Below are 26,992 nucleotides of genomic sequence, written 5' to 3' on the forward strand. Positions count from 1 at the left end.
CCATTTATGATAATGTCTCAGTATACCACATTTGAAAATATCCCAGATGTGGTAAAATATCCTCCCTATTAAGTCAAGTCTTTTTTCCTTGAAAATCAAGGTTTTTTCGATATACTATCAATAAATATCTCAGAAGAAAGAGCCATTGGGATGGGCATTTCTCTGTATCTGGTACGAAAATAGCTGGTTCTGGGTACACGAAGTAAAACGTCTTGGTTTTCCGTTCTACATGGCCTTGTGTATACCCATCCATCTACGGCAGCGAACCTCCCGTGTCTACCAGGATCACCCGCATTTCTGCAGGGTCCTAACTTCCTTCGTCCCGCCTGTCCATAACCAGGGTGTCAGCTTAGCTCCTTGTCAGGGTCTTGCCCTATGGTAATTATTCCTGCCGACTACTGGCTCATTCTTTGTCTTAAGTTTTACTGACCTATTCTGTATGCTCCTCAAACCAGCACCTTGCGGTGGACGTTTTTCCGGCCTGTTCCTCATACTTTTCAGCTTTCCTGCCACAGCTGAATTCAACTCTCAGAATTGTTTCCTAAAGGCTCAATTCAACTGTAGCAGGGACATTACCTGTTTTGTCTCTGGGTGTTATGCTGCCTGCATCTGCGGCCTTCTGATGTCTCCTATCAGTTTCTCCGCATCATAATCTACACCTTTTGTGAGGATCGCGTAGAATATCCTTATAACCTTGCAGGCTATCGCTACCACTGACTGCATCTTTTTCAGCGGATTTTCCTTTCGGCCCCGATAATATTCATGTATTTCCCGGAACTCCGCATTCTTTCCAATCAGCGATATCGCCGCCTCATACAGCACATATCTCAGGCGCTTCCGCCCGCGGTAGCTGATCCGGCTTTCTCCGTTATGCTTACCGGAATCATTCGCCACGATCGCATATCCCGCCATTTTCTGCAGTTGTTTGGGATTATCAAAACGTCCAATGTCCCCAACTTCTGCAATAAAACCACTGACTGTAACCAACCCGATCCCTTTGATCGCCATCAGCTTATCAATATATGGGATCTCCTTTAGTTTTTCTTCTATACTCCGGAGCAGTTCCTCCAGCCTTGCTGCATATACATCCATGTCATTCAGAAGATTTTTTAATTCGATTCTCGCTGCTTCCGGCGCTTCCTTACTCCCAATGCTATGCTCTGCAACGGATACCAGGGTCTTTGCCCTCTTCATTCCAGCGCCTCTCAGCTTCGCATTTCTCCAGATCTGGTTCACACCTTCTGCCCCAAGCTTTACGATATCCTCCTGCAGCGGAGCTGCCTTCAACACCATTCTTCCGCTGACCGCTTTCAAATCTACGTAGACATCTTTATATTCCGGGAAGTAGATGGAAAACCACCTTGCAATCCGGTTCTTGATCCTTGTAAGTTCTTCCTGCGTCTGGAAACGCAGGTTCGAAAGGCTCCTGATCTCTGCATAAATGCCGGTGGGTATATATGGATAGGAAAAACGCCCCTCATTGACCAGTGCCGCAATTGTTTTGGGATCTTTGCGGTCATTCTTGTTGGGGTTATTGTCGTCCAGTTCCTTCGATTTCTTGACATGATGGGGATTCACATGTACCGGCTTCATTCCGCTGTCCTGCAGGAATTTCCCTAACGCAAACCAGTAATGACCGGTCGGCTCCATTCCGGGAATCACAGTAGTTTTGCCATGTTTTTCTGCGATATCTTCCATCCACGCTCTCAAAGCCAGGAATCCGGATTCTGTGTTACTGAACTCCAGCGGCTTTTTGCTATACTCATAATTTCTCCAGTCAAAAGCCCTGGCGTAATGAGTTTCGCTTCCGACATCAATACCAACAATCAAAGTTTTTTCAGTAATGGATGCAATTTTTTCGTTCTGTGTGTTATAATTCATTTCAGATACCTCTCTGTTCAATAAGATTTTTACTAACCGGCAAAGTCAGTAATCTTATTTTACTCTGAGGTATTTTTTTCTCAACCTTCTTTCTTGGAATTCCCTATACTTGAATTATACAGGAAGCTCCTTGCGACTTATAACGAACAGGAGGAAATCATTATCAGAAAGGTTATGCTTACAATGAACGAACAACTAAAATACGAGGTGATCAAATCTCTGGCAGATCACCCAGACGGAAACAAGGACAGAGCTGCACTGACTCTAGGATGTACCAGGCGACATATTAACCGTATGCTTTTTGTACACCCTTGAAGTAAACGGCACTACCGTTACCACCGGACTGTATGTATTCGCTTTGTTATTGCTGACAACCACTACCGGACGGATTCCACTCTGAAGGGAAGTACCCGGAACCTGTCCCAAATTAACCATAAGGATATCGCCTCTTTCAATTTTCATTTATTCGTTCCTCCCATCCTGAAATTTAATCGTAAAGCATCCATTATCAGCTACACAGGAATACGGCAGAGACATTCAAAATGAACACTCTGCCGCATAACCTCTATAGCCAATTTTCGATTATTAAACAGTGCTCGCTCGATTCTATTTATCCTCGATACCCCGAATCGTTTATCCTGCTGACGCAGGCAGGGAATAATAACCTATCTGACTGCATTCGCCAGATCACAACCCAAATGCTCCCGCACGCAGGCTCCGACAGTTCATACCGACGATCGTCAAAGGCAAGGATGGAAAAGCCCATATGATGTATGGAATGGCATCTGCCTCTACGGTTGCCTGGGTTCTTTACCAGAAATACTGTAACGGAATGCCCTTATACCGGATCGAACAGGATCTGGACCGTCTGGGTGCAAAGGTCAGCCGTGCCACACTGGCAAACTGGACCATAAAAAACACAGAGGCATTTTTCACACCAATGTACGAGTACTTTCACCGGAAACTTCTTGCCAGAAGCTTTGCGATGGCTGATGAGACGCCCGTGCAGGTATTGCATGAACCGGAGCGCCGCGCCCAGACAAAGTCCTACATGTGGCTTTTCCGAAGTGGCGAAGATGGTGATGTCCCGATCATCATTTACAAGTCTTCGGAAACACGGGCCGGTGATACGGCTGTGGATTTCCTGGATGGCTTCCAGGGATATCTCATGTGTGACGGCTACAGCGGCTACAATAAAGTAAAGACCGCAAAGCGGCTGGCATGCTGGGCACATATCCGCAGATACCTGATTGATGCAATACCAAAGGGTAAGCAGCTGGATTACACGCAGCCCCCGGTACAGGGAGTCATGTATGTCAACCAGCTTTTCGACAAAGAGGATAAGATCCGACAGAAATATAAAACGTTCGATGCCATCAAGGAAGCGCGGCTTGTTCAGGAGAAGCCGGTTATTGAAGGCTTTTTGTCGTGGCTTGATAAGCAGAATCCGATCCGTAACTCCAGAATGGATAAAGCGGTAACCTATATCCGGAACCGCAGAGAGTGCCTTGCAACCTATCTGGAAGATGGGCGCTGCAGTTTTTCCAACAACCTGAGTGAGAACAGTATCCGCCCGTTTGTAGTTGAAAGGAAGGGATGGCTGTTCTGCGATACCCCGGCAGGAGCCCAGGCAAGTGCCATGGCATACACCATGGTGGAGATGGCGAAGGCAAACAAAGTGAACGTTTACCATTATCTTAATTTCCTGTTTGAACATCAGCCAAACGAGAGGATGACAGATGAAGAACTGGATCAGCTTGCTCCATGGAATGGAGCAGTCAAAGAAGAAATCCAGCACCGTGTCGACAGCCAAAACAATGAATAGCAGCCTTTGTTGGTTGAACCGTATATGAATTGTCAATGTGCTTCCGTTGGCTAACCCCAACTGGGGCATTTTTGCGTAGTAAAAATTTACTTTTTGAGCAAAGGCCCTGGGGTTAACTAACGGTCGGAAATTAAGCGCTTACCTGGGAAGGAGGGAAATCCTGATCTATGTGGAATTATGAAAAACGTTTGCAATATCCGGTAAGTATTACAGGAGGGGTAAAAAAAACCCTCCTGTTTTACTGTTTTAGCTGAATTTTTCTTTTTTACAAAAACGGTACGGCATAAGCCGGCATAACCTGCTGCAATTATGCTCTGGAATCTGGTAAACTTCTTAGTAAATCCGCTCTGATCTTCCCAATTTTTTACCGGCCGGGACGGGATGCGGTCCTATAGCTCGCACGAAGAATCCTGCGCATTACTGAAATATCACTCTTTGAGACCGGCTTCTCCCCAAAACAGCTGCGGTACAGCTTGTCAACAGACGGCCGAAGCAAACTGACAGCTTCCGGGCATCTCCTGTTCAATTCTGCTTCGCAAAATAAAAGAAATGCCTCTGACTGACTGTCTGCATTCCGGGGCAGTCCGAGCCTGCGCATCCGGGCATAGAAAGATTGAAAGATAAAAACCAGACACTGCTCCCGGGAGTATCTGTGAAAAGGATCATAGCCAAACGTTCTGCAAAAAAATCTCCCGGAACATATAAGTCCGGTCACAAGCAGTACTCCCAGTCCAATATACATCAATACAGTAATGATCTCTTCTACAGAATATTGTTTAAAGTAAAGTCCGCCAAAACCAGAACGAAGGCTGTCCTCATCTTCACTGTCAGCCGCGGCTTCCTGCGTGCCCGTATCAGCTTCTGTCTCCGTCTCACTGCTCTCCTCTCCGGATACCCCTATTCTCTCACCGCCGGGGCCGACCTCCTCATAAGTTCCAATCACCCCCGGAGTCATATCCTCCGGCGTCCATCCGATCCCGGGGATATAGATCTCTGCCCATGCCTGCGCATTATCTCCCTGAACAACAGCCGTATAGGTTCCGTCAGGCTGTACAGAAAACAAAGATTCCGGGATCTCATAACCCACCACATATCTTGCCGGGATACCGAACATGCGGTACAAAACCACCGCCGCAGACCCAAAGTGAACACTGTTTCCAGATTTGGTTTCAAACAGAAAGTACTTTAACGCATCCCTGCCTTCCGGCACAGATTCCGGTTTCAGCTGATATTGATAATTCTTCGCCAGGTACTGCCGAATCCAGGAGGTGATCTCATCGAAATCCTGATCGGCACTCCAGCGGTTTTTCGCAATCACATCCTCAACTTCTTTCTGCAAGGTGTCCATACCCGGACAGTCCGTCTGATGATTTGTTTCACAAAAAGCCCGATAGGATTCCTCCACCCTGTCTAGCACATTGCCGGTATCTTCCAGCGCATTCCACACAGACAGTATCTTCTCCATATCCTCCCGAAAAAAGAAATAAAATCTGTCTTCCTGCTCCGACTGACCAGCGACCGCTCCATCCCCCAAATTCACCTCATAGTAATCATTCAGATAAGTACCATAAGGCAGATAGGTATAGGTATCATTTGCATTTATCCTCTCAACCAGAATCTCCGCAGGTTCAACCGAAAATACAGACATTGCCGAAGCCACATCCGGATCCTCGGACTCTCCCTGTGCCAGGGCATAGGCTGTTCTAAGAAACGGAAGATTTTGAATATACAGTCTGGGCGAACCTTCCGTATTCCAGTTCATTGCCGCACCGTCAAACGTAGTGCCGTAGTGATTCTCCCATGCACCATTTTCATAGACCGTACCAATGTGACCTTTCAGAAAAATGGTCTCCTTCGGTTTGGTACTCAGTGTCAGACGCAGATCTTCTACCTCTTCCAGCAGATACCCTTCCCTGCTGTCGATCGCGCCATCCTGCACACCGCCGCCGATTGCTTCTGCATTCAGATTCCACTCACCGGCACTGATCTGCGGCAAAAGCTTCATCATCTTCGTCAGAAATCTGCCCTGTATCTCCAGAGAGACCTGGCGGGCGGGTTTCAGAGAAACGGATAACAGCGGCCGTACCAGGAAAAATCCCGGCACAGACAGAAGCAGAAAAGCACTCAGCATAATTGCTGCGCTTTTTTTCTGGACAGACTGAAAACGGATCTGGTTTTCTTTTTTTAATTGCCGATTCGCTCCGCCCCACATGCGATGCTGCCGTTTTGGTCCTGTAAATGCCATGGAAAGCACGATTCCGAGAAGCATGAGAAACAGGGCCGTCACATGATCTGCAGCGCCGCAGAGAGCCAGTAAAGCCAGCAGGGGAAACAGCAGCAGACCGGCCATCAGAAAGGAATTCTTCTGAAACAGGGATACCCCCAGCCACAACATAACCGGTATCGATGCAAGCATCAAAAAAATTCCTGCCTCATCGCCGCCTGCAGCGGCCGCAAGATCCTGTTCCCCGTTATATGTACGATTCAGAGTCTCACCCGCCAGAGCAGCAAACTGACGCACGCCTGTGAAAAAAGCATCCTGGCAGAGGAACAACAGAAAAAGATATAAAATGAGAAGTGTAATTCCTGTCGCCAGCCGGTGACGCAGACACCAGGAACTGTGAAACAGGGCTGTTGTCCCGATACACAGAAAGAGAAGGCCAGGAAAAACCCACAGGGAAACCGGAACAGAAAAACCGGCGAAAAACAGAACCATCAGTCCGCCCATAAGGCATGAAAGCAGAAAAACATCCGCTAAAAACCAAAGCAGATGATGAGGGTTGTGCTCCTTTTCCGGCTGAAAAAAGCGGTCAGAAATAAATAAACCCGAAGGTTCATCACGACTTTTTTGAATGGACAAGATTGCCCTGTAAGTTGATTTCGATACATGTGCCTTTCGTTTCATCTAAGTATAACTCCTTTAGAAGCAGAGAATCATCCCCTGTAAGGAAAGTATCTGTCAGCAAAAGCCTGCACAGCATTTCCTGCCGGCTCACTTCATCGGACACACTGCTGCGCATGATCCTGCTTTCTAAGCTGTCGATCCAAAGCACCATGTGCCGCTTTTCCGTTTTCAGCAGCATCGCCGACACGTCAGCAACGGTTTCCACAAAATGATCCCAGGCATCCGGATTTCGCCGGATCCCGGGTTGATTGGGAGTTTCCTGCAGATTCAGGTATAACCATGTCAGCCTCTCAGCAGGATCCACCATTTCCCGTACCATCAGTTCATCCCACCGTGCAGAGAGCTTCCAGTGAACCAGCTTCAGAGGATCTCCTTCCTGATAGCTTCGGATCTCTGAGACATCAAGAATGTCATCCCCCCGTTTATCACTGTTTCCATCCTCATCCTTAAAAATGCCCTGTACCTCCGGAAAGCTCCGGCCTTCCATCGAAGTTTCCGGCATAATAAATATCATAGCTTTCTTTTCGCTGTCAATTTTGCAGCTGCGCTGAAACGCTCCCATAAAATCAGTGACGATCAGCCGGTCAGCCCGGATCTCCAGACAGCCACAGTGAGTACTGTCCATTTGAAAACACAGACAGCCCTGTTCCCTGCTGTCAAGCATAAGTTTTCCCTTGAGGAGCAATTCCTCCTTTTCCGGGAACACCCGTACCGCAAGCCGCACCATCAGCTGCGGGATCGGAAACCGACTGCTGTTCGTCAGTTCCGCACGCACCTGAAAAGTTTCCCCCCGAAACACCCTCGAATCAGGGATTATGATCTGTACTTTTACCTTTCCGGACAGCCAGAGAACCTGACAAAACGCAGCCGGATAAAGCATCATCTCAAACCCAAGCAGGAAATACACAAAATCATTTTTCAGCGACACCGCAAAAATGAAAGTTATAAAAATAAGCGCAACAGGCTTCCACCACTTAACCACGGAATTTCATCCTTTCCGGCAGAGGCATCTCCACATGCTCCAGAATCTGCTTCAGAATATCGTCCGCTTTCCAGTGATTCATCTTAGACTCCGTCGACAGGCGAAGCCGATGAACCGCTATATATGGGAACATATCCGCTACATCTCCCGGAATCACATAATTTCTCCCCTGAATATACGCATTGGCTCTTGCAATTGACGCCAGGGCCAGAGTTGCGCGGGGGCTAAGTCCCAGTTCAATTCCCGGATGTTTCCGGGTTTCGGCGCACAGACTGACCATATATTGATAAATCGGATCCGAAATCACTACCCGGCTCACCTCTTCCTGCATTTCCAGCAGTTCCTGTTTGTTGATTACAGGCCGGACAGACTGCAGCATTCTTCTCGTTGCCTGTGCTTTCAAAATAGCGATCTCATCGTCATTACCGGGGTATCCCATAACGATGCAGACCTGAAACCGGTCCAGCTGAGATTCCGGAAGCATCTGGGTACCTGTATATCCAATTGGATTTTCCGTAGCAATGACCACAAAGGGTGAAGGTACCGGTCGGGTGACACCGTCCACTGTGACCGCATTTTCTTCCATAACCTCCAACAACGCGGACTGAGTTTTCGGGGAAGTTCGGTTAATTTCATCTGCCAGGAACAGGTTACACATAATGGCACCGGGCTGATAAACAAATTTCTCCTGCTCTCTCTGATACATGGAAAACCCGGTAATATCGGAAGGCAGAACATCCGGCGTAAACTGAATACGCTTCTGTTCCAGCCCCATTGCCGCAGCAAAGGCCAGTGCAAGAGTCGTTTTTCCTACGCCCGGGATATCCTCAATTAACACATGGCCACCGGACAGGATCGCACACAGGATGGTACGAATACATTCATGCTTGCCGATAATCGCTTTGGAAACCTCCCGGATGATTCGTGCGGCTTTTTCATTCTGATTCATAGATCTCTCTCCTTCCATCGTTACACGGCCATTTTCTAGCCTTTCTTCTGTCTTTTCCGGAAATCGCGAAGGGTCTGAACCGTCAGCCGGATGCCCATTAGTGCCACCAGCACAGCAGCGACCCCTGCGGCTATTTTCATTTTATCCTCCGCCAGGATAACGAAATTTGACATAACCGAACCGTATTCGCTGCCGTCAGGCTGTATGGTCGCCGGATCGACCATGACCGTCTCGCTTGTTCCATCAGAATTGACCAGTTTGACTGCTCTGGGTGAGGAATCATAGCTTTGGATGTTATTCTCGATGATTTCTTCCTCAGAGGGCTTCTCCTCCTGACAAAGCTCGGCAAAGACGATATAGCGCTGATAGTTATGTCCATAGGGATGGCACGTCATCAGCGAAATCAGGGTTCTGCCCTGCTGAATTTTGCACCAGGTGTTATCCTCCGGTGTGACGATTTTGATTTCACATACCCGATAGGTCAGTGTTTTCCACGGCGTCGTGATATAAATCGGATCATTTATCTGCAGCTTCTGGATATCGCGAAACATAGGTGTACCGCTCCAGCCCCGGTGCCCGGCAATCGCCACGTTTTCGCTTTCCTCTCCCAGAGGCAATGATGTCATGCCAAAAATCGCCACGCCCTTCGCCATATTCTCGGAATTGGCTCCCAGATACATCCCCAGTTCAATTTCCATCCGTGGAACCTGAATCGTTCCGATGATATTTTCTGAGAATCCATAGTCCAGGGCGCAAAGGGCGAATTTCTCCACATCCCCCCGGCTCATCATAGCATCCTGCCCAAAGGAAGACAAGGAGTTATTATAGGATTTTGCCGCCTGATGGAAGGCATCCAGATTCTCCTTGGCAGGCCGGGTCTCCTCTTCCTCAGGTATATCCGTCTCATCAGATGTTTCTTCTTCAGGTGAGTCCTTCTCCGATATCTCTTCCTCAGATGTGTTTTCTTCCGCAGCCGGATTGACACCAGAGCGGTCAATCTCCTGATAAAAGGAATCCACCACTTGCTCCTGGATCCTCTCTCCCCTGGCTCCAATCAGAAATGGACCGGCCAGCAGCCCGAGACCGGCCAGCATAATCAGAAAGCCGATCCATTGCCGAACGCGCCGTGCCATTTAATCATCCTCCTTTTGCTCTCTTATGCGCTTCAGAAGTGCCAGCATCAGAAATGCCTCCGCTCCAATGGCAAGGATGGCAGCAAGTGTCAGCCAAGGCCAGATCTCCACCAGACGACGAACCGCCGTACCTGTATGAACATTCTGATACAGAACATTAGAACCGGCCGTTTCCTCTCCCTCGTATTCCACACGTGTCCCACGCACCAGAAGACGATGAGAATTGATTCCGATCGGTGTGCATGTGATCAGCGTACACAGATCTTCTCCCTCAATAATCTCCAGTGCTTCCACCTGATCCGGCTCAACAACCAAAATCTGATCTACTTCATAAGCCAGCACTTCATCCAGGATATGCAGATAGAACCGATCTCCCCGTTCCAACTTATCCAGGTTGGTAAACAGTTCCGCTTCTGCCATCCCCCGATGTCCGGACAAAGCAGAATGGGTACTTTCACCGCCCAGGGGGTAACTGGTCTCCGTCAAATGCCCAATTCCATGCATCAGTACATCAGAACCGATGCCCTCGTAAATTGGCAGATTCAAATCGATTCTGGGAATCGTGATATAGCCCAGCGCATCCCCTAACTGCACCAGGTCGATGTAGCTGTCCTGTATGATACCCTCACCCTGGGCGTTTTTATTTAAAATGCTTTCCAGCTGATCGTTATACGTCTTGGCTGCCTCTTTGATAGCATCAATCTCTTCTTGCTTAAGAGTACTGACAGTTTCATTATACTCCTGAACCGCCACCGTTGCATTTCGGTTTTCCAACGCATTACTGATAAAGGGATAAGAAAAAATAGCGGTACCTGTCAGAATCATCAGGACCGCAAAAAGAATCACGATTTGTCTGGATTTTGTCATAAAAATCTCCTTTGACAACAGTCAGGGTATCAAATGAAAGTACGGAATGGAACTATATCCGTTATCATGATTACCCTGACTGTTCATATCATTTTTTCGATAAAACTCTATTGCACGTTCGCCCCAGAGTCATTCCCGATTACATATATCCGGAACTAGCGGATTTTCTTCCTGCGTCCGCCAAAAATCAGAGCCGCACCGCCTCCGATCAGGAGAATACCAGCTGTGCAGAACAGCAGATAGCCCATACCACCGGTCTGAGGAAGGACAAAGCCTTTTTTGTTGATGATGGTACTGGTACCTTTTGCATCAGCTAGACTGTAGGTGGTGGAGTTTCCATAGCTCTTTACAACTCGTCCTGTGGAGGTGTATCCAGTGTCTGGATTCCATGTTGGTGTCTCAGATACGCTTAGGTCAATTTGGAAAGGCGCACTCAGGAGGTTATATCCATCAATGGTCTTGGTTTCTTTCAGGTAGTAGGTACCGTTTTCCAAACCCTTAATCAGGATGGTGCCATCGTTAGCGGTAGTAAGCGTTGTGCTTCCAGTTTCACCAGCTAGAGCCAAACGGTATACACCAGGATCTTTCAATGCTATAACAGACATATTATTTTTACTAGCATTCAGCAATTCAAACTGCACGCCCGGTATTAAATCTCCAGTATCAGTATCCTTACGTTTGGTGATCTGATACTGATAGGTATAGACTCTGGCTTCGTCAGTAATAGTATAGTCTCCTGTTCCACCGCCAATAAACTTGGAATAGGTCAAAGTTGCGGTGTTTCCGTTGCCGTTTCCTGCGATCACTGCGCTGGCATTCATATGTGCTTTGTAGACAATCTGGATGTATTTGCCGGCAGTCGCATTTTTACCATAGGCGGTAAGCGTCAGTTTAAAACCTTGCCCATTGGAACTGTCGGCAGGAATTTTTTCCCTAGTATATTCCGTTGTATCCAAAGCAACATTACATGTATCAGGATCATTACCAAAGGTAACGGTGTAGTCAGTACTGGTATCACTATCAGTAATTCCAATCTGAGGGATATCCTTAATTTCATAAGTGCCAAGTTCAGCAACATTATTGGGGACATAAGCAATCAGGCGATAGGTAATCTCATCGTCCAGACGGTACTGCTCGTCATACTTCCAGCCTGCTCCAGGTTCGTTTTCATGTACCTTTTTGGTCAGAGAAGGTATCTCGTTGCGGAGGGTAATGGTAAGCTTGGTGTCTGTCGTCGACGTAGTTGTACCTATTACACCTGTATTTGTGTTATTGCAGTCGCCTTTCTCTCCAGAAGGGTTATTCCATGAAATGGTATTATCCTTGTTCACCTTGAAGTACAATGGATTACTGTTGATAATGTATCCCTCAGGTGAAGTACCTGCCTGATAAATCTCAACCAGTTTATACTGAGTTCCATACAGTCCTGCAGGCAAATTTGCCAACGTAATCTTACCATCTGCATCCGTCTTGAGTGTAAGAGTCGTAGATGCTCCACCATTATCGGTAGTTGTAGTAACATCTTTCCAATCTTCTGTTGTCAGTTCACCATTCGACTGAAACTCTTTTTTATACAATTCAAATACGACATTCTGCAACTTGTGATTGTTTTGATCCTGTTTGATTAGTTCAACGGTACCGCTAGATTCATGGTTTTTAGGGTAAACATAGACATCATACATCCATGCTGCGTTGCCATTATTATTACTTCCGCCACCACTTTTATACTGTGTATTAACCATAGGAATGGAAATAAGACTGTCCTCTGCCAAAGGAACGGTAATTTGAGCAGGGGCGGTAATCTCTCTTAAGATATAGATGCCGAAAGGAAGATTGGAAAATATAAGTTTACCGTTAGCATCTGTTGTCCCCTTCTTAACGTTACTACTATCAACTGCGCTACTGTTGTACTTCCATCCAGAACTATCCTCCACCAATTTTGTTGTATTCAAAATTAAAGCATCTTCTTTACCATTATAATAATTCATTACAGTATTTGCGTCATAAATCTTTACTAATACAAACTCTGCACCTTGTAAAGTCTTATAGTTTGGATCAGTAGGTTGATCACTCTGCGTACCAGTTGCGTCACCTTTAATGGCTGATGAATTTGTGTTTGCATACTTGGTTACAGTGATAGATCCTGTTTTAGTTTCATCAATCAACGCAGGATCAGGATCTTCCGCTAATGCCACGCAGGGAAGCATTGTCATAACCATGACAAACATAAACAAATAAACAACCATTTTTTTTACATTTATTTTCATCATTTTTATCGTTTCCTTTTTGTAATATTGGGTTGTTTGCTCCGGAATGTCCGGTGCTGTGGCTTGCCCGTATTCGGGGCAGGCCACTGTAGCTAAGCCACAGAAGGATGTGTTGTAATTGTATCTGACTATTCATAGTATCACCCCTTCCTTTTGCGGCGTTTGCCACGTAATTGATATTGATACAGCACCAGACCTTCCATCAAAGCAATCCATCCAAGTACTGCTTTTGGAAGCTGTGGAGTTGTTGTACCGGTAGCCGGGAGGACAAAGCCTTTCTGGTTGATGACGGTCAAGGATATGGTGTTCGTTCCTGATTCTCTTGTCAGATTCAGTTCCGTACCGCCATTATAGGAAACCTTGTAAATCTCGCCGTTACGGTCAATCTCAATTTCCAATGGTGCACTGAGCAGATTGTAGCCCTGGGATGTTTTAAGCTCGGTCAGTCGGTATTTTCCATTAGGCAAGCCGGAGAAAATGACAATGCCATTCGTATCCGTTGTTCGTTTTGCATTTTCTATTCCACCCGATGTTAAAACATGGTTTGTTACAACTGCTTTTCCATTGTTGTCCAGATTTACATACTGCCACTGCGTACCATCCCAATAGTCTAATCGGAATTCTACGTCATTAAGAAGTACTCCGTCCGATCCTTCCTTAATAATTTTCAGATCAGTATAAGCTGCATTGGAAACATTCAGAGTAATCTCACCCGGCTTTCCGTCTGCAGGATTTGTAATAGTGAAATTCTTAGCGTTCCAAGAGTTTCCTGCCAAACCAGCCAACGAGTCATTTCCTACTGCTGCCTCTGTCACCTTTCCGGACTGGTCAATGATAAAGGTCAGTGGTCCCGCAATGAGATTATAGCCTTCCGGGGTTGAAACTTCTTCCAACTTATAAGTACCAGGAGTAAAGTTATCTCCCTTAAAGGTCACTGCCCCAGTGTCATCCGTGGTCCATTGTCCATCTGCATCCGTAATACCACTAAGTGAGACCGGATTCCAATTTCCATTGGTGTCTTGCTTACTCAGTTTTAGCGTTACATCTTTCAGTTTTTGTCCTGTTGCCTGATTCTGCTTGTCAACCGTCAATGTAATCTTCTGATTGGATACTATCAGAGCGGCAGCATTGATAACACCATTTTCATCCTGATCAAGCTGGAACATATCATTTGGGTTTGTAATGGTAATGGTTCCACCTTTTTCCACCTTGAAAGTAATCTGCCTGTCAGCTTCATGTTCAGCCAACCGATAACTGCTATTACTTCCCAGGCCGGTCTCAGTCAGAATGTAAGAATTGTCATGCTTCATCAATTCTAAAGGAATTCTAACTGTTCCATTTGCATCCGTTGTCAATTTCACAGTGCCGTCACTTTCGATTGATTCAGTATAACCTTCCACAAAACCAGAGCCCTCCGCTGGTTTCAGAGTAAAGGTAACGCCTCCCAATTTCTTCGTTGGGTCTTCGTAATCTACCTTAGTCAAAGAAACTTGAATCTTTTCGTTACTGATTGTGAAAGTTGTTTTATTAGAATCCAATTCTGCAGCAGTATGACCACCAGAGGTTGACAATAGTTCAGCTGTTCCATCTTCTTTCACTTTGAAGGTTACCACTGCCGTACATTCGTACCCATCTGGAGCCTTAGTTTCCTCCAACTGATAGGTGTGACCGGCAATCACGCGCTCAATCGGGATCATAACATTACCACCCGCTTCTGTGGTAACTGTCTCTGAGTCCCCTCCATTGGCCAACTTGTGATCACAGCTGCCCGTACAGATATCTGTCAACTGGAACTGTGCACCAGCCAGCGTGACTGATGAATCTTCACCTATCTTCTTAATATAGAGTTTGATCGGTTCATCCTTCATCTGCACTTCACTCACATCCGATGCATTTACCTGAACTTTACCGGAGCGATCAATAGTGAAAGATACTGGAGGGGCAAGCTTATAGCCTTTAGGTGCCGTCGTCTCCACTAAATGATACGTCTTAGAATTTTCATTGGCCGTATCCGTAGGCAAGCCATAAATGGTAACCCTGCCATCGTCGCCGGATACCACTGAATTAACAATAGTTGTCTCTGAAACTGAAGAATAGAAAGAAATCGCTGTACAGGATCCACTGCATGTGTCACCTTCATGAACCTCAAACACAGCACCTGCCAACCCTTTAGATACCGCGTCATCAGTCTTATAGAAAGTGACCTGATTCTTCTTGTTGGATACATCATAGCTGAATGTCCGTTCATCTGCCTTTACTTTGAAGCTGTATTCCGTATCAGATCGGATATAACCACTTTTCTCAGTTTTTTCTTTTAACTTGTAGTCGCCCCAGTTCAATCCGGTTACTTTGATCTCACCGGACGTTCCAGCAGATTCCTTCCACGTCCATGTACCGCTATCTTTCACTGGCTCATAGACTATACCCGTAGTTACCTCTAACGGTGTTTTCAACAGATAATCTGAAATGCCTGTTGGGGAATCCGTTCGGGTTAAGGTAAAGACCACTCCGTTTAAGGCTTCTTGGGTACCACTGTCCTTTTTCATGAGGGTCACAGTACCTTTCTTTCTCTCGTTAGGCACACCGTTATTCGTCTTCTCGAGCTGCGTGATGGTGTTATAGCCATAGGGTTGGGTCGTATCATCAATCAACTGAAACTGGAACGATACATTGGACAATTCATTGGACAATTCGTATCCTGTGGCTGCTTTTGTTTCTTCCAGAATGTAATACCCCTTGTTATGTATCTCAATAGAGAGATTTCCATATGCATCTGTCGTAAAGACACCTGATAAATTAGGAGTGCTTTCTCCTGCTACAAATGCGTCCGTGACCACATCTCCTTTCGTCCATGTACCACCGCTTTCTGATGCATGATACAACGTGAACTCCGTACCAGGAATAGAAACGTTATTTGCTTCTTCATCGGCATCGTATTTGTGAAGCGTCACCGTGGATTTATACGGTGGATTTACCAAATCAGTACTTGCAGGCGTGTTTTCTCTGGCCGTAAGTTCTGAAACGGTATTACCATTCGCACTACTCGCAGCCAGAATGTCCACATAGACATCCGTCCGATAACCGCCATCCCGGTAATCCATATAGTTTTGGTCCGTAATCTTCACCGTGAAGCTTTCGCCCTTGTTATAGGCATGATCCGGGGCATCGGTTTCCGTGAACAGATATCCATCAGAATTCTGACGCAGGATGATGGTCTTTTCAATAACAGAAGATTTATCCTCTTCCGAGTCTGTAATGCGTTTTCGACTGGAATTGAAAACCAGTTGATTTGGATTTGTGACTGTTTTCCATACCAGATGACCATTACTATCGGAAACAGCAGTTCCAAGGACTATATCACCATCCAGAGACTTCACTTCAAATTCTGCACCAGGCAGTGCTTTGTATGTTTCACCTTCGCCTACAACCTTCTGCAAATCTACCGGGGCGATAATTGCTTCATCAACCATGGTCAGCATGGTATCCTTGATGGAACTACTCTCCGACCAATTACTTCCATTCAAAGTTGGTGTTTCGCTTCCCGTCCAGACATAAAGCTTAGAAACAACTTTACTATCTTTCGTGGTAGTACCAAACAGCTTGAAGTAGATGTCTTTCGCTGGCAGATAGCCTACCGGTGCCTGGCTTTCGTGGAGGGTATAGATGGTATTTTCCTTCAGTGTACCAGGATCCACGTTCCAGTTTCCTGCAGCATCAGATGTCCAGGATTTTACAGGAATTTGAGCAGGGGATGCATCCTTGTTATACATGCCCTCGTAGATTTCCAGTGTAGCACCAGAAAGTGGTTCTCCGTTCAGACTCTTCTGATTACTGGTTTTGGTATTGTTCTCAATATCATTCCTCTTGGCAATGGAGACTACCGTCTTCTCATTTTTAACGGTCAATTCCAAAGCCTTGTGTTCCCCCGTTTCCGTAACAACCATTGCACTGATCAGCGGATCGGAACACACCACATCTTTGATTTCATTCTGAGAATTCACCTTGAACGTAACCTTGATTTCAGGAGTCCGAGTCATATAATAATCCGGAGCTTGGGTTTCCACCAGAACATAGGTGCCCTTCCTGGAGATATCAGGCTGAACTTTCGGATTATCAAAAGTCCCTGTATCATTGCAAAGATACAGAACACCGTCAGTGTCTGTTTTACAGTTATAGGTTTGCTGTGTTTGAGCACCATTCTGCCCATTGGTGATGGAGGTGTAAGTCAAAGTGAACTGTGCACCAGATAATTTCTCAGCACTGTTTATACTATCAACTTTTGTCAACTGAAGGGTCTTGGTATTTTCAGTGACAGGTGTATTCTTAACGGTAGCCGAATGTTCCCCTGATGTCTGTGAAACAGATCCATCCCCAGTATCCTGAAACTCAACCGTTGCATAATCCTCATAACTGCCCGGATTTGTACCAGGATCTTTTGGTTTAATCTCAAAATAGATCTTATCCATCAGCCGGTAGATGTCAGATGCACCTCGCTCAATCTCCTGGAAGTAGTACATGCCGACATCCAGACCATATTTCAGATCGCAGGATGTAATCAAGTTCATATATCCGCTTGTATCAGAAAGTTTAATCACTCCATTACTATCGGTGGTCAGGAATTTATCATTTTCCAAAACCGATGTATACATCTCATTTCCTTCTTCATCAGTGCCAATCATTTTATACAATTCGAAGGAAATGTTCGGTATAGAGACATTGGTCACTTTGTTGACCTTCTTCAATGCAACATCTGTCAGATACCGTACAACATCGCGCAGAACCACTACATTATTGCCAGAATCAGATTTATAGTAGTTCTCGTAATCGTCTCCAGCAACTTCCAGTGGGTTTTCTTTGTTTACTGCGTCAGTAGAGGTGACGGTAATCTTTCCGTCCGCACCTATGGTAAAGGAGAAATCCTTGGCATGAATGTTATTCACCGGAACACTGGTAACCGGCTCGCTAAGGGTATAGGTCTTACCGATATCAAACAGACCTTTGATTGTCCATGAACCAGTTGCAGAATCATAGGAAATCTTTGGTGCACTGCCTGCGGCAAAAGCAGAACCGTCTGCCATTGTTGCAGGTTTCGCCGCATTCTGATACAGCCGGATCGTATTCTCTCCGGTCAAGAATTTGTTGCCTTCACCTTCTACTTTAAGTTCCAGATATCCATTCTCTCCCAGGTCAACATGTCTGCCGTACTGGTCTCTCTTATAAAGAGTTACCTGATTCTCAGTATTTGCCCATTGATATTCGGTACTTCCGCTTGACTCCCCTATTAACATGATGCCGGCTTTGTTGTTTGCATAGGTGTTGCTTCCATTGTTTTGTTGAATTTCAGGAACAATCGCCTTTCGAACTGTGCCATCCAGCTTATATCCCGGAGGAGCCACTAGTTCTTTCAAATAATAGGTACCTGAAAGCAACGTTAACAGATTGTCTGTACTCTTGCGGAGATAAGGAATGCCTGCCGTATTCATTATGCCACAGAATTTTGTTTCCTTATCCGTTCCATCCTTGTCAAGCGTGGTCAGAACCATCTTCGTTCCTGTACTATCTGACATCATGCCGGCAATCTGTTTGTTACACGTAGCATCTGTGTACACACCAAAGTAAGCCTTAGATTCTCCAGATGCACCTGCATGGATATCAAGTGCCTCACCATTTGGGCCGGTCTTTGTAAACTCAATTACACCTCGAGTTTCAAGATTGTAAGCATCACCGCTGTTTGTTTTCGGCGTACAATTCTCAGTATTACCAAAGGTATGATATGATTGTCCACTTGACTTATACTCCGTGCTCAGAGACAAAACGGAATTTTCGCTTCCACTCGTACTGATCCAGGCCGTGCCGTGTTCTCCTGTATCTTTATTTGTCGAATCCTCTGGTCCATTTACACCGACAGTAAAAGTTACACCATCCTTCCAGACACTATATCCAGGATTTGTGCTGCGTTCCATCAACGTATAGGTACCAGATATCAGGTACTTATGCTTCGTGCCATAGGTTCCGTCGTCATTGCGGATCAAGTTGCCGTTCTCGTCTGTCTGAATGCCCGAAGCATAAAGCGTCTTAGAAGTACCAGTGCCGGAATAGATGTCAAATACAACATTCTTTAGTTTTTTGCTTCCATCCGGAGTTACTCCGGGAGCCAGATAGGCGGCGGCTTTGCTTAAGTTAACGAAGCCATACACCATACGATTCGTGGCAACCGTTTCGGTGCCCGCAAAAGCCGGATCATACTGAAGTACAGTTCCATTATTATACTGATAGCTAACAATATAGGATCCGTTGGTATTATTGGCATCCACACCTACCCCATTAATCTTAGTCTCCACCGCACGGTAAGTGATTATCGTTCCATCCGTGGTGTACTTCGGCAGAGCTGCCCAGGTATACGATTGGTTCTTATCATTCGCAGTGATCGAAATAAGGGTGCAGGTTTTACCTTCTACATCATTCCATTCACCATCCGCAATCTTCTGCTGAAGCTGGAAAGTGGCAGTAAACCCAGAGCCCTCTTTTTCAGCATAGTCGGTATTCTGCCATTTCTTTTTCACCGTGTAGTTTTGAAGCTCGATATTGGTAAAGGTGTAAGTGTAGGCCTTTTCATCGTATTCTATTTTGTACCCCGCTATCGGATGCTCCACGACCTTGTAGACAAGTTTTTTCCCTTCCCTGTCGTACTTCGGAAGATCCGACCATGTCAGGGTATTAGTACACGTACCTGTTGAGGTATCTGTCTGAAGGACACAGCCTTTGGCTGCAGTGTGCCCCGTCCAGGTGCCACTGATTGACTGATTGCCAAAACAGTGCCAGCTATTTTCTCCTTCCTCTACGGTCTTATAGAGAAGCTCAAAGGTTGCAGTTACTGACTCACCTGACTGACGTTTCCAATTCTTGGTAATTGAAATATTCTTTGCCGGTTCATCCAGAATCAATTGGTTCGTGATTTTGCTCTCGTTACGACTAAGTGTACTATTATAGGAGTGATCAGAGGATTCTAGATTATAATTAGTCTTATCCTCATAGTTCTGTGCACCCGACACTTTATTTCCGAGGATCGTATTCCCATTTGCATCCACTGTATCATCCACATGTTTCTCTACAGCACGGAAATACAAAGTATAGTAGGTTCTGCCGTCCTCTCCTACGATTGCCACGGGAAGATCCTGCAAAGTTTTTCTCCAGTTTTCAGCCTTCGAGATGGTAAAGGTATAATCCTGGCCATTTACTTTTACATTCTGCCAATCGGAAAGGTCAAAATTTCCTTCGGAACCGCCGGGTTCCCCTGATGTTCCGCCAGATTCCCCTGATGTTCCGCCAGATTCTCCTGATGTTCCTCCAGATTCCGGACTTACAGAAGGGGTATCAGTTTGCACAATCCCCCTCATCTGAAGGACAAAGGTAATACTATCCGGTCGGGAATGATACAGGTCGTTCTGATCCCCTTCCCAATTCTTCGTCACATGCAAAGAGGTGGACTCCAGCTTATTCTGGATAACAGTTTTAGCGTCATCCTGTATAGGATAAGTACAGGTATAAGCACCAGCTTTAAATATATTATTCTTTTCTTCAACAGCTGCGTTATCAATCTTGGTCTCAATACAACGGTATGTCCAGTTTTTTCCGTCTTTATCCTTCTCCGGCAGATTGGTGAAGGTGTATTGCCAAGAGTTACCCTTGGTGTTGTTCATGACATAATCCGCGGTAAGCTTGATAGACACGATTTTCTTTCCGCTTTCATCCGTAGTCACGCTAGGCAGGCCGGTCCACTTCTTTGCTGTCTCGTCATAGGTGCCGAAGCTGCTTTCCCATGGAATATTCCGCCAAGTATTGCCACCGTCATTGGATCGCTGCAGCACAACCGTAATGCTAGTGGGGCGAAGACCGTACTTGTTGTTGCCGTCCATCCAGTTTTTACGGACATAGTAGGTCGTACCAAGGCTGTTGGTCAGCACGGCCAACGAGAGGTCTCCGGTCGTTCCTACGGATCCAGAGACCGCCCCATTGAATTGTTTGTAGCCATCCACCGGTGTTTCCGTTACGCTGTAAATATACGGCATGCCATTAGGGGCGTAGCGTTCCAGATTGTGGATGGTATATTGCCAATAATTATTATCACCATTAACAGATTTCTCCCATAGAATATATGGCTTTCCTTGTGTCTCCACAGATAAAAGTTCAATCGTCTCTTCCGAAACCATGTTGGCCTGACCGCTCTCATTCTGAGTATAACGCTTAAGAGTCACCTCAATGGAGTCGGGACGTTTGCCGTAAATGAGATCACTGTTTCCATAGTCGTTCCAGTACTTCTTCCCGGAAATATTCAATAAGCCAGGATTATCATAAGTGTTGGTGGTACCAACCTTTACAGTATGATCACTCTCTTGTGTAAATGGGTTTTCGGGAATACTGATAACGTCACTTCGTCTATTACCCGAATAACCTTCCCCAATTCCGGCTTCATCCGAATAACTGATGGAATAGCCACTGATTGCTTTTTCGGTGACATAATAATAATACGGTTTGCCAAAAGGAGAATAAATCAGCAGATCCTTAAACTCACACAACGGCGGTTTCTCCTGCCCCTCTCCCGTTGCAGCCCAATTAGCATTTGCAGCAACATCATTAGCAGAAACCTGAATACTTTTCAGCAGTGCAGCATTTTCAGGACTCACGCCCTCTTCATACCTATACAGATAATACGTAACGGAAGGATATTTATCTTTTTCATTTTCCAGCAGTTTCCCCCTATTCCAGGTTTTCATCACCTGAATGGTTCGCCGGTTCCCGTTTTTGAGAAAAACATTGGTCAATGTTCCATTGTCAAAGTTCTCGGTATACAAACTGTTCGTAATCGTATCTGGAAAAACTTCCCTGATCGAGTAATACCACCGCCGCCCCTCTCCGTTAAATTTGGGAAGAGGATTACTTTCCGTACCAAAAGAATATGTTGTCGGGTAAGAGTTATTTTCTGCATCATACCTCAATACAACCTCAGTAACTTTCTCGATGGTACTATCAGATATCCACTGCTTAAATTCTTCATCAGTATCTTTCTTATTCAAAGGATTGATATTAGGATTCAGCGAACGATACAGTTCAATAGTAACTGTTGGATAATCCTTTTGTTCAATCTCATACCCTTCAAATCCCTTCCAGGTCTTAACGCCACTGACAGTCATATTATCAGTCAGAGTGTTTGTGAACTTGTCATAAGGCGCTGCATAGGAAATTCCCAGGCCTTTACAAGTATCACACTCTTTCACAAGGTATTCCGCTGTTTGCACATAAGTTCCGTAAACGGTCACACCGTTATTATTCAAAGCCTCCTGGAAGCGGTAGACATACTCCCGTCCCTGATCGTCATACCGGGGCAGTCCGGTTACCTCAGCCCTCCAGTGGTAGGCATTATCCACGGTCCAGATCGGATCTTCGCAGTCGGAATACTTCTCATACGAATCAAGTGCTTCTACAGATGTGGTTGGATTGTTTTGTTCATCACTCCTTAAGTATCGATAAAGGGTCAGATACAAGTCGGGACGGTCAAAGCCGCCGCTGTCGATATCATTCCAGGTTTTGTGAACAGAATGTACCATGGTGCCGGTAAGGGTATTATCGAAAGAGAATCCATAGGTCACACGATCCGGAATACTATCATGCGACGTTACCGTTATATCGCCTTTCTCCGAAAGATAGTAGGAAGAGCCACCATTCTGATTCTTACCGCCTGTTCCCTGCTGGGTATCTTCTATTTCCTCCACATTATAAGTGTGGGGAACACCGGTTTCTGAGAACAGCGGCAAATTTTCCAGCCGTAAGGACCAATTGGACTCCGTATTGGCATTGGCTATACGAGACACGGTGATGATTCCGGTGGCCGGATCCCATGTTGCACCATCACCAGATATCTGGCCAATGCCGCTGTTCACTCCTGGCATATAGACCTGACCGTCCTGGTAGACCTGGAACTGAAGGGAATTCGGTCGAATACCTCCGACATTGTTTTCGTCAAACCAGTTTTTTGTAACCTCAAGAGATGCCTGGCCAATACGAATGTTGGTGATGGTCACCAGCATACCATTTGCTGCTCTATTTACCAACGTCTCGTACTGACGCTGAGAATTGGAAACCGTACCAGAGATGTTATACGTATACACACTCTCAGATTCGATAGCACTCTTCAGTTGGGAAACGGTATAGCTGGCAGGGTGTGCACCATCGGATTCACCACCTACCTGATATTCCAAAATCAGATAATCTCCTACACCAGGAGTGGACTGAACTGAGCTGCCTCCCTTCTGAGTAATCTCATTTTCAACAGCTGAAAGGGCAATCTCACAAAACCAGTTATTCTCAGAAGAAAGCTGGCACGACGCATACCCAATATTAAGAGAATTCAGATCTACAACTTCCTCGTCCTGCTTTTCTTGCAATGCATTAAGAACATCCGACTTTCGATATATCCTGACAGTTACTGCCTTCCGGGCTTCTGTATCCCCGTTATCCATCCATTCCTTGGTGATGTAGAAAGCTCCGCTGCCACCGGTGCCTCTATAATTCGTCACCGTGGTTGAATCCTCTGTACGGTAATGGTAAGAAGACCAGTTTTGTGTCACTGTATTGCCATTCGTATCTTTAACAGCAACCTCCTCAGCACTGTATAAATATTCATAACCCTGATTATCATACTTAGGCAAATTATTCAGTACACTTTGCCATCCTGCCTCTTTAGTAACCAGCCATGTGGTTTCTCCAGCCGGAGTATTCACCTGTTCATAACTTGCCCCATCTTTGCTGCTGCGGCGTTTCAAACTGAAAGACACAGAGGCATAATTATCAAGTTCTGAAGCTTCAAAACCTTGCCACTTCTTGATAAGAGTATAATTCCGTTCACCGGAGATTGTGTTAGTCTCCTTATACTGGAACTGCTTCATACCATCGGCAAGCACTGTCTGATTAATATATGTAGAGGCCGCCGTATACTGGTTTCCCTCTAGTGTAAACATCCCTGTTCCTAAATTTGCTTCACCCGAATAGGACACATCAATTTCATTCTTATTTTTATCCAGCACTTTTATTTCCTGAATGACCGCCTTTGTCATGTCATAAGGAAGGCCATTTTCATCATAAATATTGACATAGAACTGCAGATCCAGAGTGGCAATGCTCTCTGCAAAGCCGGACAATGTCTGTGCTTCTGTCTTCTCATCACCAGTTAATTTATCAAAAGAGTTCAACTTTGCGGAATATACCGTAAGTTCCTCATAGTTATCATCCTGATCTGGAGCCAGAATCTTCATCTGAACAGAAACACCCTCAATATCTGGAAGGTTGGAGGGGCACTGCCAGACCTTGGTGATGTTGACCGCTGACTTCTCCCGACGGGTATTGGTTATCGTTCCGCCATTAGGGGCTCCCTGGGCAAATGTAACCCCAACATTTGAGGTGTAGGATGTCTCATAGTATTCGGAATCCACAGTCTCGCGGACGAAATAGACATACTTCCTTCCCTGTTCATCATAGGCAGGCAGTTTAAAACCATCTGGCAGATCGTGAACCGTATTTTGGTCAAAAGTAATGCGTTCTCCATCCTGCTTGTTCAGCTGATAGGACAAAAGAACGTCCTGATAAGTCGGATTTCCAGATGCATCTGTGGTCGTCTTTCGGTAAATGACCTGGGCAGCCAGTCCAGAATTATACATTGTGTCAATGCTGTGGTCACCATCTTTCGGAACCGAATAACGCCACAATGTCACAGTGGTCTCCGGTCGCTCTTCTGTTGTGCTCACATTATCCTTCCATTTCTTTGTAGCACTAAAATCCACCACACCCGAAATACGCTGGGATATGGTTCCACCGTTGTGGCACAAAGCGATGTCGTTGCCATAATTTCCAGTGCCGTTGTCATAGAAGGTCTTGTAGGAGTCAATTGTAGTCTGGGTAACAGTGTTATTTTCGCCAATGGTTCCCTGCACCAATACATAATCATATTCCTGATTGGAGTCGTTATATCGGGGAAGGTCAGATACCGATACGCTCCATGTATTATCACTATTTTTGTTTACAGGAACATCCTCACTGACTAACTCATAACTTCCGTTTGCAGCACGGCGGTACAGATTCAGCGGCAGGGCGTCCGGGCGCTTATTATCTGCATTGTCACTATCCATCCAGGAGATGGTGGCATTAAAGGTGGTGGTCTGTCGGTAGGTAAACTTGCTATTCGTCGCATCGGCGGACACGGTATATCCCGGCAGGTCGAATGGCACGACCTGATAGGACAGGGAATTCCCCTCTGCATCTATACTTGGCAGGCCACGGTAGACATATTTCCCCAGTGCCGCGTTGGATGCGTCAAAGGTCGGAAGATTATCGATACCGAGAGTCTCCTTGGATGCCTCTGTAAGATCTGTCCACTCTCCACTTTCGGTTTTATATTGCAGCTTGAAACTGCTCTCCCCTAAAACCGGTCTTCCGGAATTATTATTATCCACCCAGGTAACTGATAAAGGATACGTCAGGTTCTGCATATAGTTTTTTGTTGTGACAGTGACATTGGTACCTTCCACAATTGTACCAGTGGCATTACCGTTCTGAATATTTGATACAGGTTCTGATCCTTCTGTCTGGGTAGTAACTGTATATTGCAAATCCAGCTTGTACCCCTCAATCAGATTTTGAACAACGCTGAAATCAATACCCACAGGAACCTGAATTGTGGTGGAAGCTATGTTTGTAGGATTCACGGTCTTGGATAATGTGGATTGCTCTGTTACCGCTCCGCTGGACTTGGTAAATGTCACATCCATGGGGAAGGTCGCTGGTGTCTGATCCCCTACGACGTTAGGATCCAGCGTCAGGTTCTGGGATTTAACCTTCAGCCGCAGCGTAGAAACTGTCTGCGTTGCCCCCATGTCCGTTACATCAAATCCACCGTTTTCATTCTCGTAATAGGGATACTGAGTGTCCACCGATACGTTGTATTTTGTTACTTCAGCATTAAATCCATTCTCCAGCGTCACCTTCTTAGGGACATTAATGATCTCAAAACTGCCGCCACCCTCACCGTCATGGGTCATCATCAAATAGAACGCGTCCTGGGGTGCGCTGTCCTGGGCATAGTATTCCACCGTATGATCGACTTCGGAAGCATCCTGATAGGTCGCGATGAGTTTGATATTCTGGTCAAACTCCAGCGGACGAAGGATACTGCGCCAGTCGGTTCCGCCCAGGTTCTCATCAAATACAATTTCTCCTTTGATGGAAAATGTATTCGTTTCCGCTTTGCCGCTTCGCAGTGAAAATACTCCAACCATTCCTTCCTGCTCCGTTTCCGCAAAAGGCGGAATCACCACATACTCATTCTGACGATCTGCATCCTCCTGAAGCAGGATGGAAACATCTTCCAGTGCTGACAAACGAAACTGCAGCGGAAGCTCACCGTCAAACGTTTCTTCCACAGTTGAAAAGCGCATCGTCAGTTCTGTGCCCTGTTCTGGTTCCTCCAGTTCTTTCAAAGATCCTTCCATTCCTTCCGGGAATACAAAACCTTCTTCAATCTGCACATCTTCAAACTGCTCCGGAAGTACAACGGTGAACCAGTCCCCTTCCTGAAAACCAACCGCTTCATACTTCAGGCTTACGCCTGCCCATACAGGTTCGTCCGGATCCTGTATGAATTCGGAAAAATCAACATACTTTTCTTCTGTTACGTCAACTGTGTTCTCCTGATCCTCATACCACCATTTCTTCATCGACAACGTCAGCTGATCCATGCAATTGGTAATGTCCTTCGGCAGGGTTTCCTCCGGCTGAAGATTCTCGGTCGTTTCCGTCCCCTCTAGCAGCTCCGTATCATCGATCGGATCTTCCATCTCCGTCTGGAACGTTTCCTCTATCGCCTCTTCTCCTTCAGTTTCTGTTGGATTCGCTTCTGACTCTTCCCCTTCTGTTTCAAGGGGATTTGCTTCTGACTCTTCCCCCTCTGTTTCAAGGGGATTTGCTTCTGACTCTTCCCCCTCTATTATCAGTTCTGAGTCCTCTGTCGTATTTGTGTTCTCTGACAGCTCTGTTCCTTCTGAAGGCCCTGTATCCCCTGAGAGATTGATATCTTCACCCAGATTCACTGTTTCTGTCAGACCCGTATCCTCTATCAGATTCACATCCTCTTGCGG

Annotated in this window: 9 protein-coding genes and 1 pseudogene; 1 reads left to right on the forward strand and 9 read right to left on the reverse strand. The window is 45.9% G+C overall.

Annotated features, from left to right (window positions below; genetic code table 11):
- Positions 1-594: 594 nt before the first annotated feature.
- Both ACTQ50_RS03495 and ACTQ50_RS03500 read right to left on the reverse strand, forming a co-directional pair.
- Positions 595-1,881: an IS110 family transposase gene (locus tag ACTQ50_RS03495; RefSeq protein WP_441482980.1), complete on the reverse strand. Its 1,287-nt coding sequence runs from the start codon at positions 1,879-1,881 to the stop codon at positions 595-597.
- 264 nt (positions 1,882-2,145) lie between these two features.
- A complete protein-coding gene (locus tag ACTQ50_RS03500) occupies positions 2,146-2,343 on the reverse strand; it encodes a type II toxin-antitoxin system PemK/MazF family toxin (RefSeq protein ID WP_441482981.1) in 198 nt (65 codons plus the stop codon).
- Positions 2,344-2,608: 265 nt separating this feature from the next.
- Here ACTQ50_RS03500 and tnpC point away from each other — a divergent pair.
- Positions 2,609-3,706: pseudogene (gene tnpC, locus ACTQ50_RS03505) on the forward strand (IS66 family transposase); the annotation flags it as partial.
- A gap of 364 nt (positions 3,707-4,070) precedes the next feature.
- Here the strand turns inward: tnpC and ACTQ50_RS03510 are convergent.
- The 7 genes from ACTQ50_RS03510 to ACTQ50_RS03540 all read right to left on the reverse strand — a co-directional run bounded on the left by ACTQ50_RS03510 (position 4,071) and on the right by ACTQ50_RS03540 (position 26,980).
- The gene (locus ACTQ50_RS03510; RefSeq protein ID WP_441482982.1) at positions 4,071-6,611 is read right to left on the reverse strand and encodes a transglutaminase-like domain-containing protein; all 2,541 of its coding nucleotides are present in this window, start codon (positions 6,609-6,611) and stop codon (positions 4,071-4,073) included.
- Positions 6,544-7,593, reverse strand: a complete 1,050-nt coding sequence (locus ACTQ50_RS03515; protein WP_441482983.1) for a DUF58 domain-containing protein — start codon at positions 7,591-7,593, stop codon at positions 6,544-6,546. The genes ACTQ50_RS03510 and ACTQ50_RS03515 overlap by 68 nt, the downstream gene beginning before the upstream one ends.
- The gene (locus tag ACTQ50_RS03520) at positions 7,586-8,542 is read right to left on the reverse strand and encodes an AAA family ATPase (RefSeq protein ID WP_441482984.1); all 957 of its coding nucleotides are present in this window, start codon (positions 8,540-8,542) and stop codon (positions 7,586-7,588) included. The genes ACTQ50_RS03515 and ACTQ50_RS03520 overlap by 8 nt, the downstream gene beginning before the upstream one ends.
- A gap of 35 nt (positions 8,543-8,577) precedes the next feature.
- Positions 8,578-9,675: a class C sortase gene (locus ACTQ50_RS03525; RefSeq protein WP_441482985.1), complete on the reverse strand. Its 1,098-nt coding sequence runs from the start codon at positions 9,673-9,675 to the stop codon at positions 8,578-8,580.
- Positions 9,676-10,542, reverse strand: a complete 867-nt coding sequence (locus ACTQ50_RS03530; protein ID WP_441482986.1) for a class C sortase — start codon at positions 10,540-10,542, stop codon at positions 9,676-9,678.
- A 155-nt stretch (positions 10,543-10,697) separates the two neighbouring features.
- On the reverse strand, positions 10,698-12,812 hold the full coding sequence (locus ACTQ50_RS03535) for a SpaH/EbpB family LPXTG-anchored major pilin (RefSeq protein ID WP_441482987.1): 2,115 nt from the start codon (positions 12,810-12,812) through the stop codon (positions 10,698-10,700).
- A 137-nt stretch (positions 12,813-12,949) separates the two neighbouring features.
- Positions 12,950-26,980, reverse strand: a complete 14,031-nt coding sequence (locus tag ACTQ50_RS03540; protein ID WP_441482988.1) for a SpaA isopeptide-forming pilin-related protein — start codon at positions 26,978-26,980, stop codon at positions 12,950-12,952.
- Positions 26,981-26,992 lie beyond the last annotated feature (12 nt).

Origin of the sequence: Blautia sp. Sow4_E7 (genome assembly GCF_052116245.1) — a bacterium.
Lineage (GTDB): Bacteria > Bacillota > Clostridia > Lachnospirales > Lachnospiraceae > Blautia_A.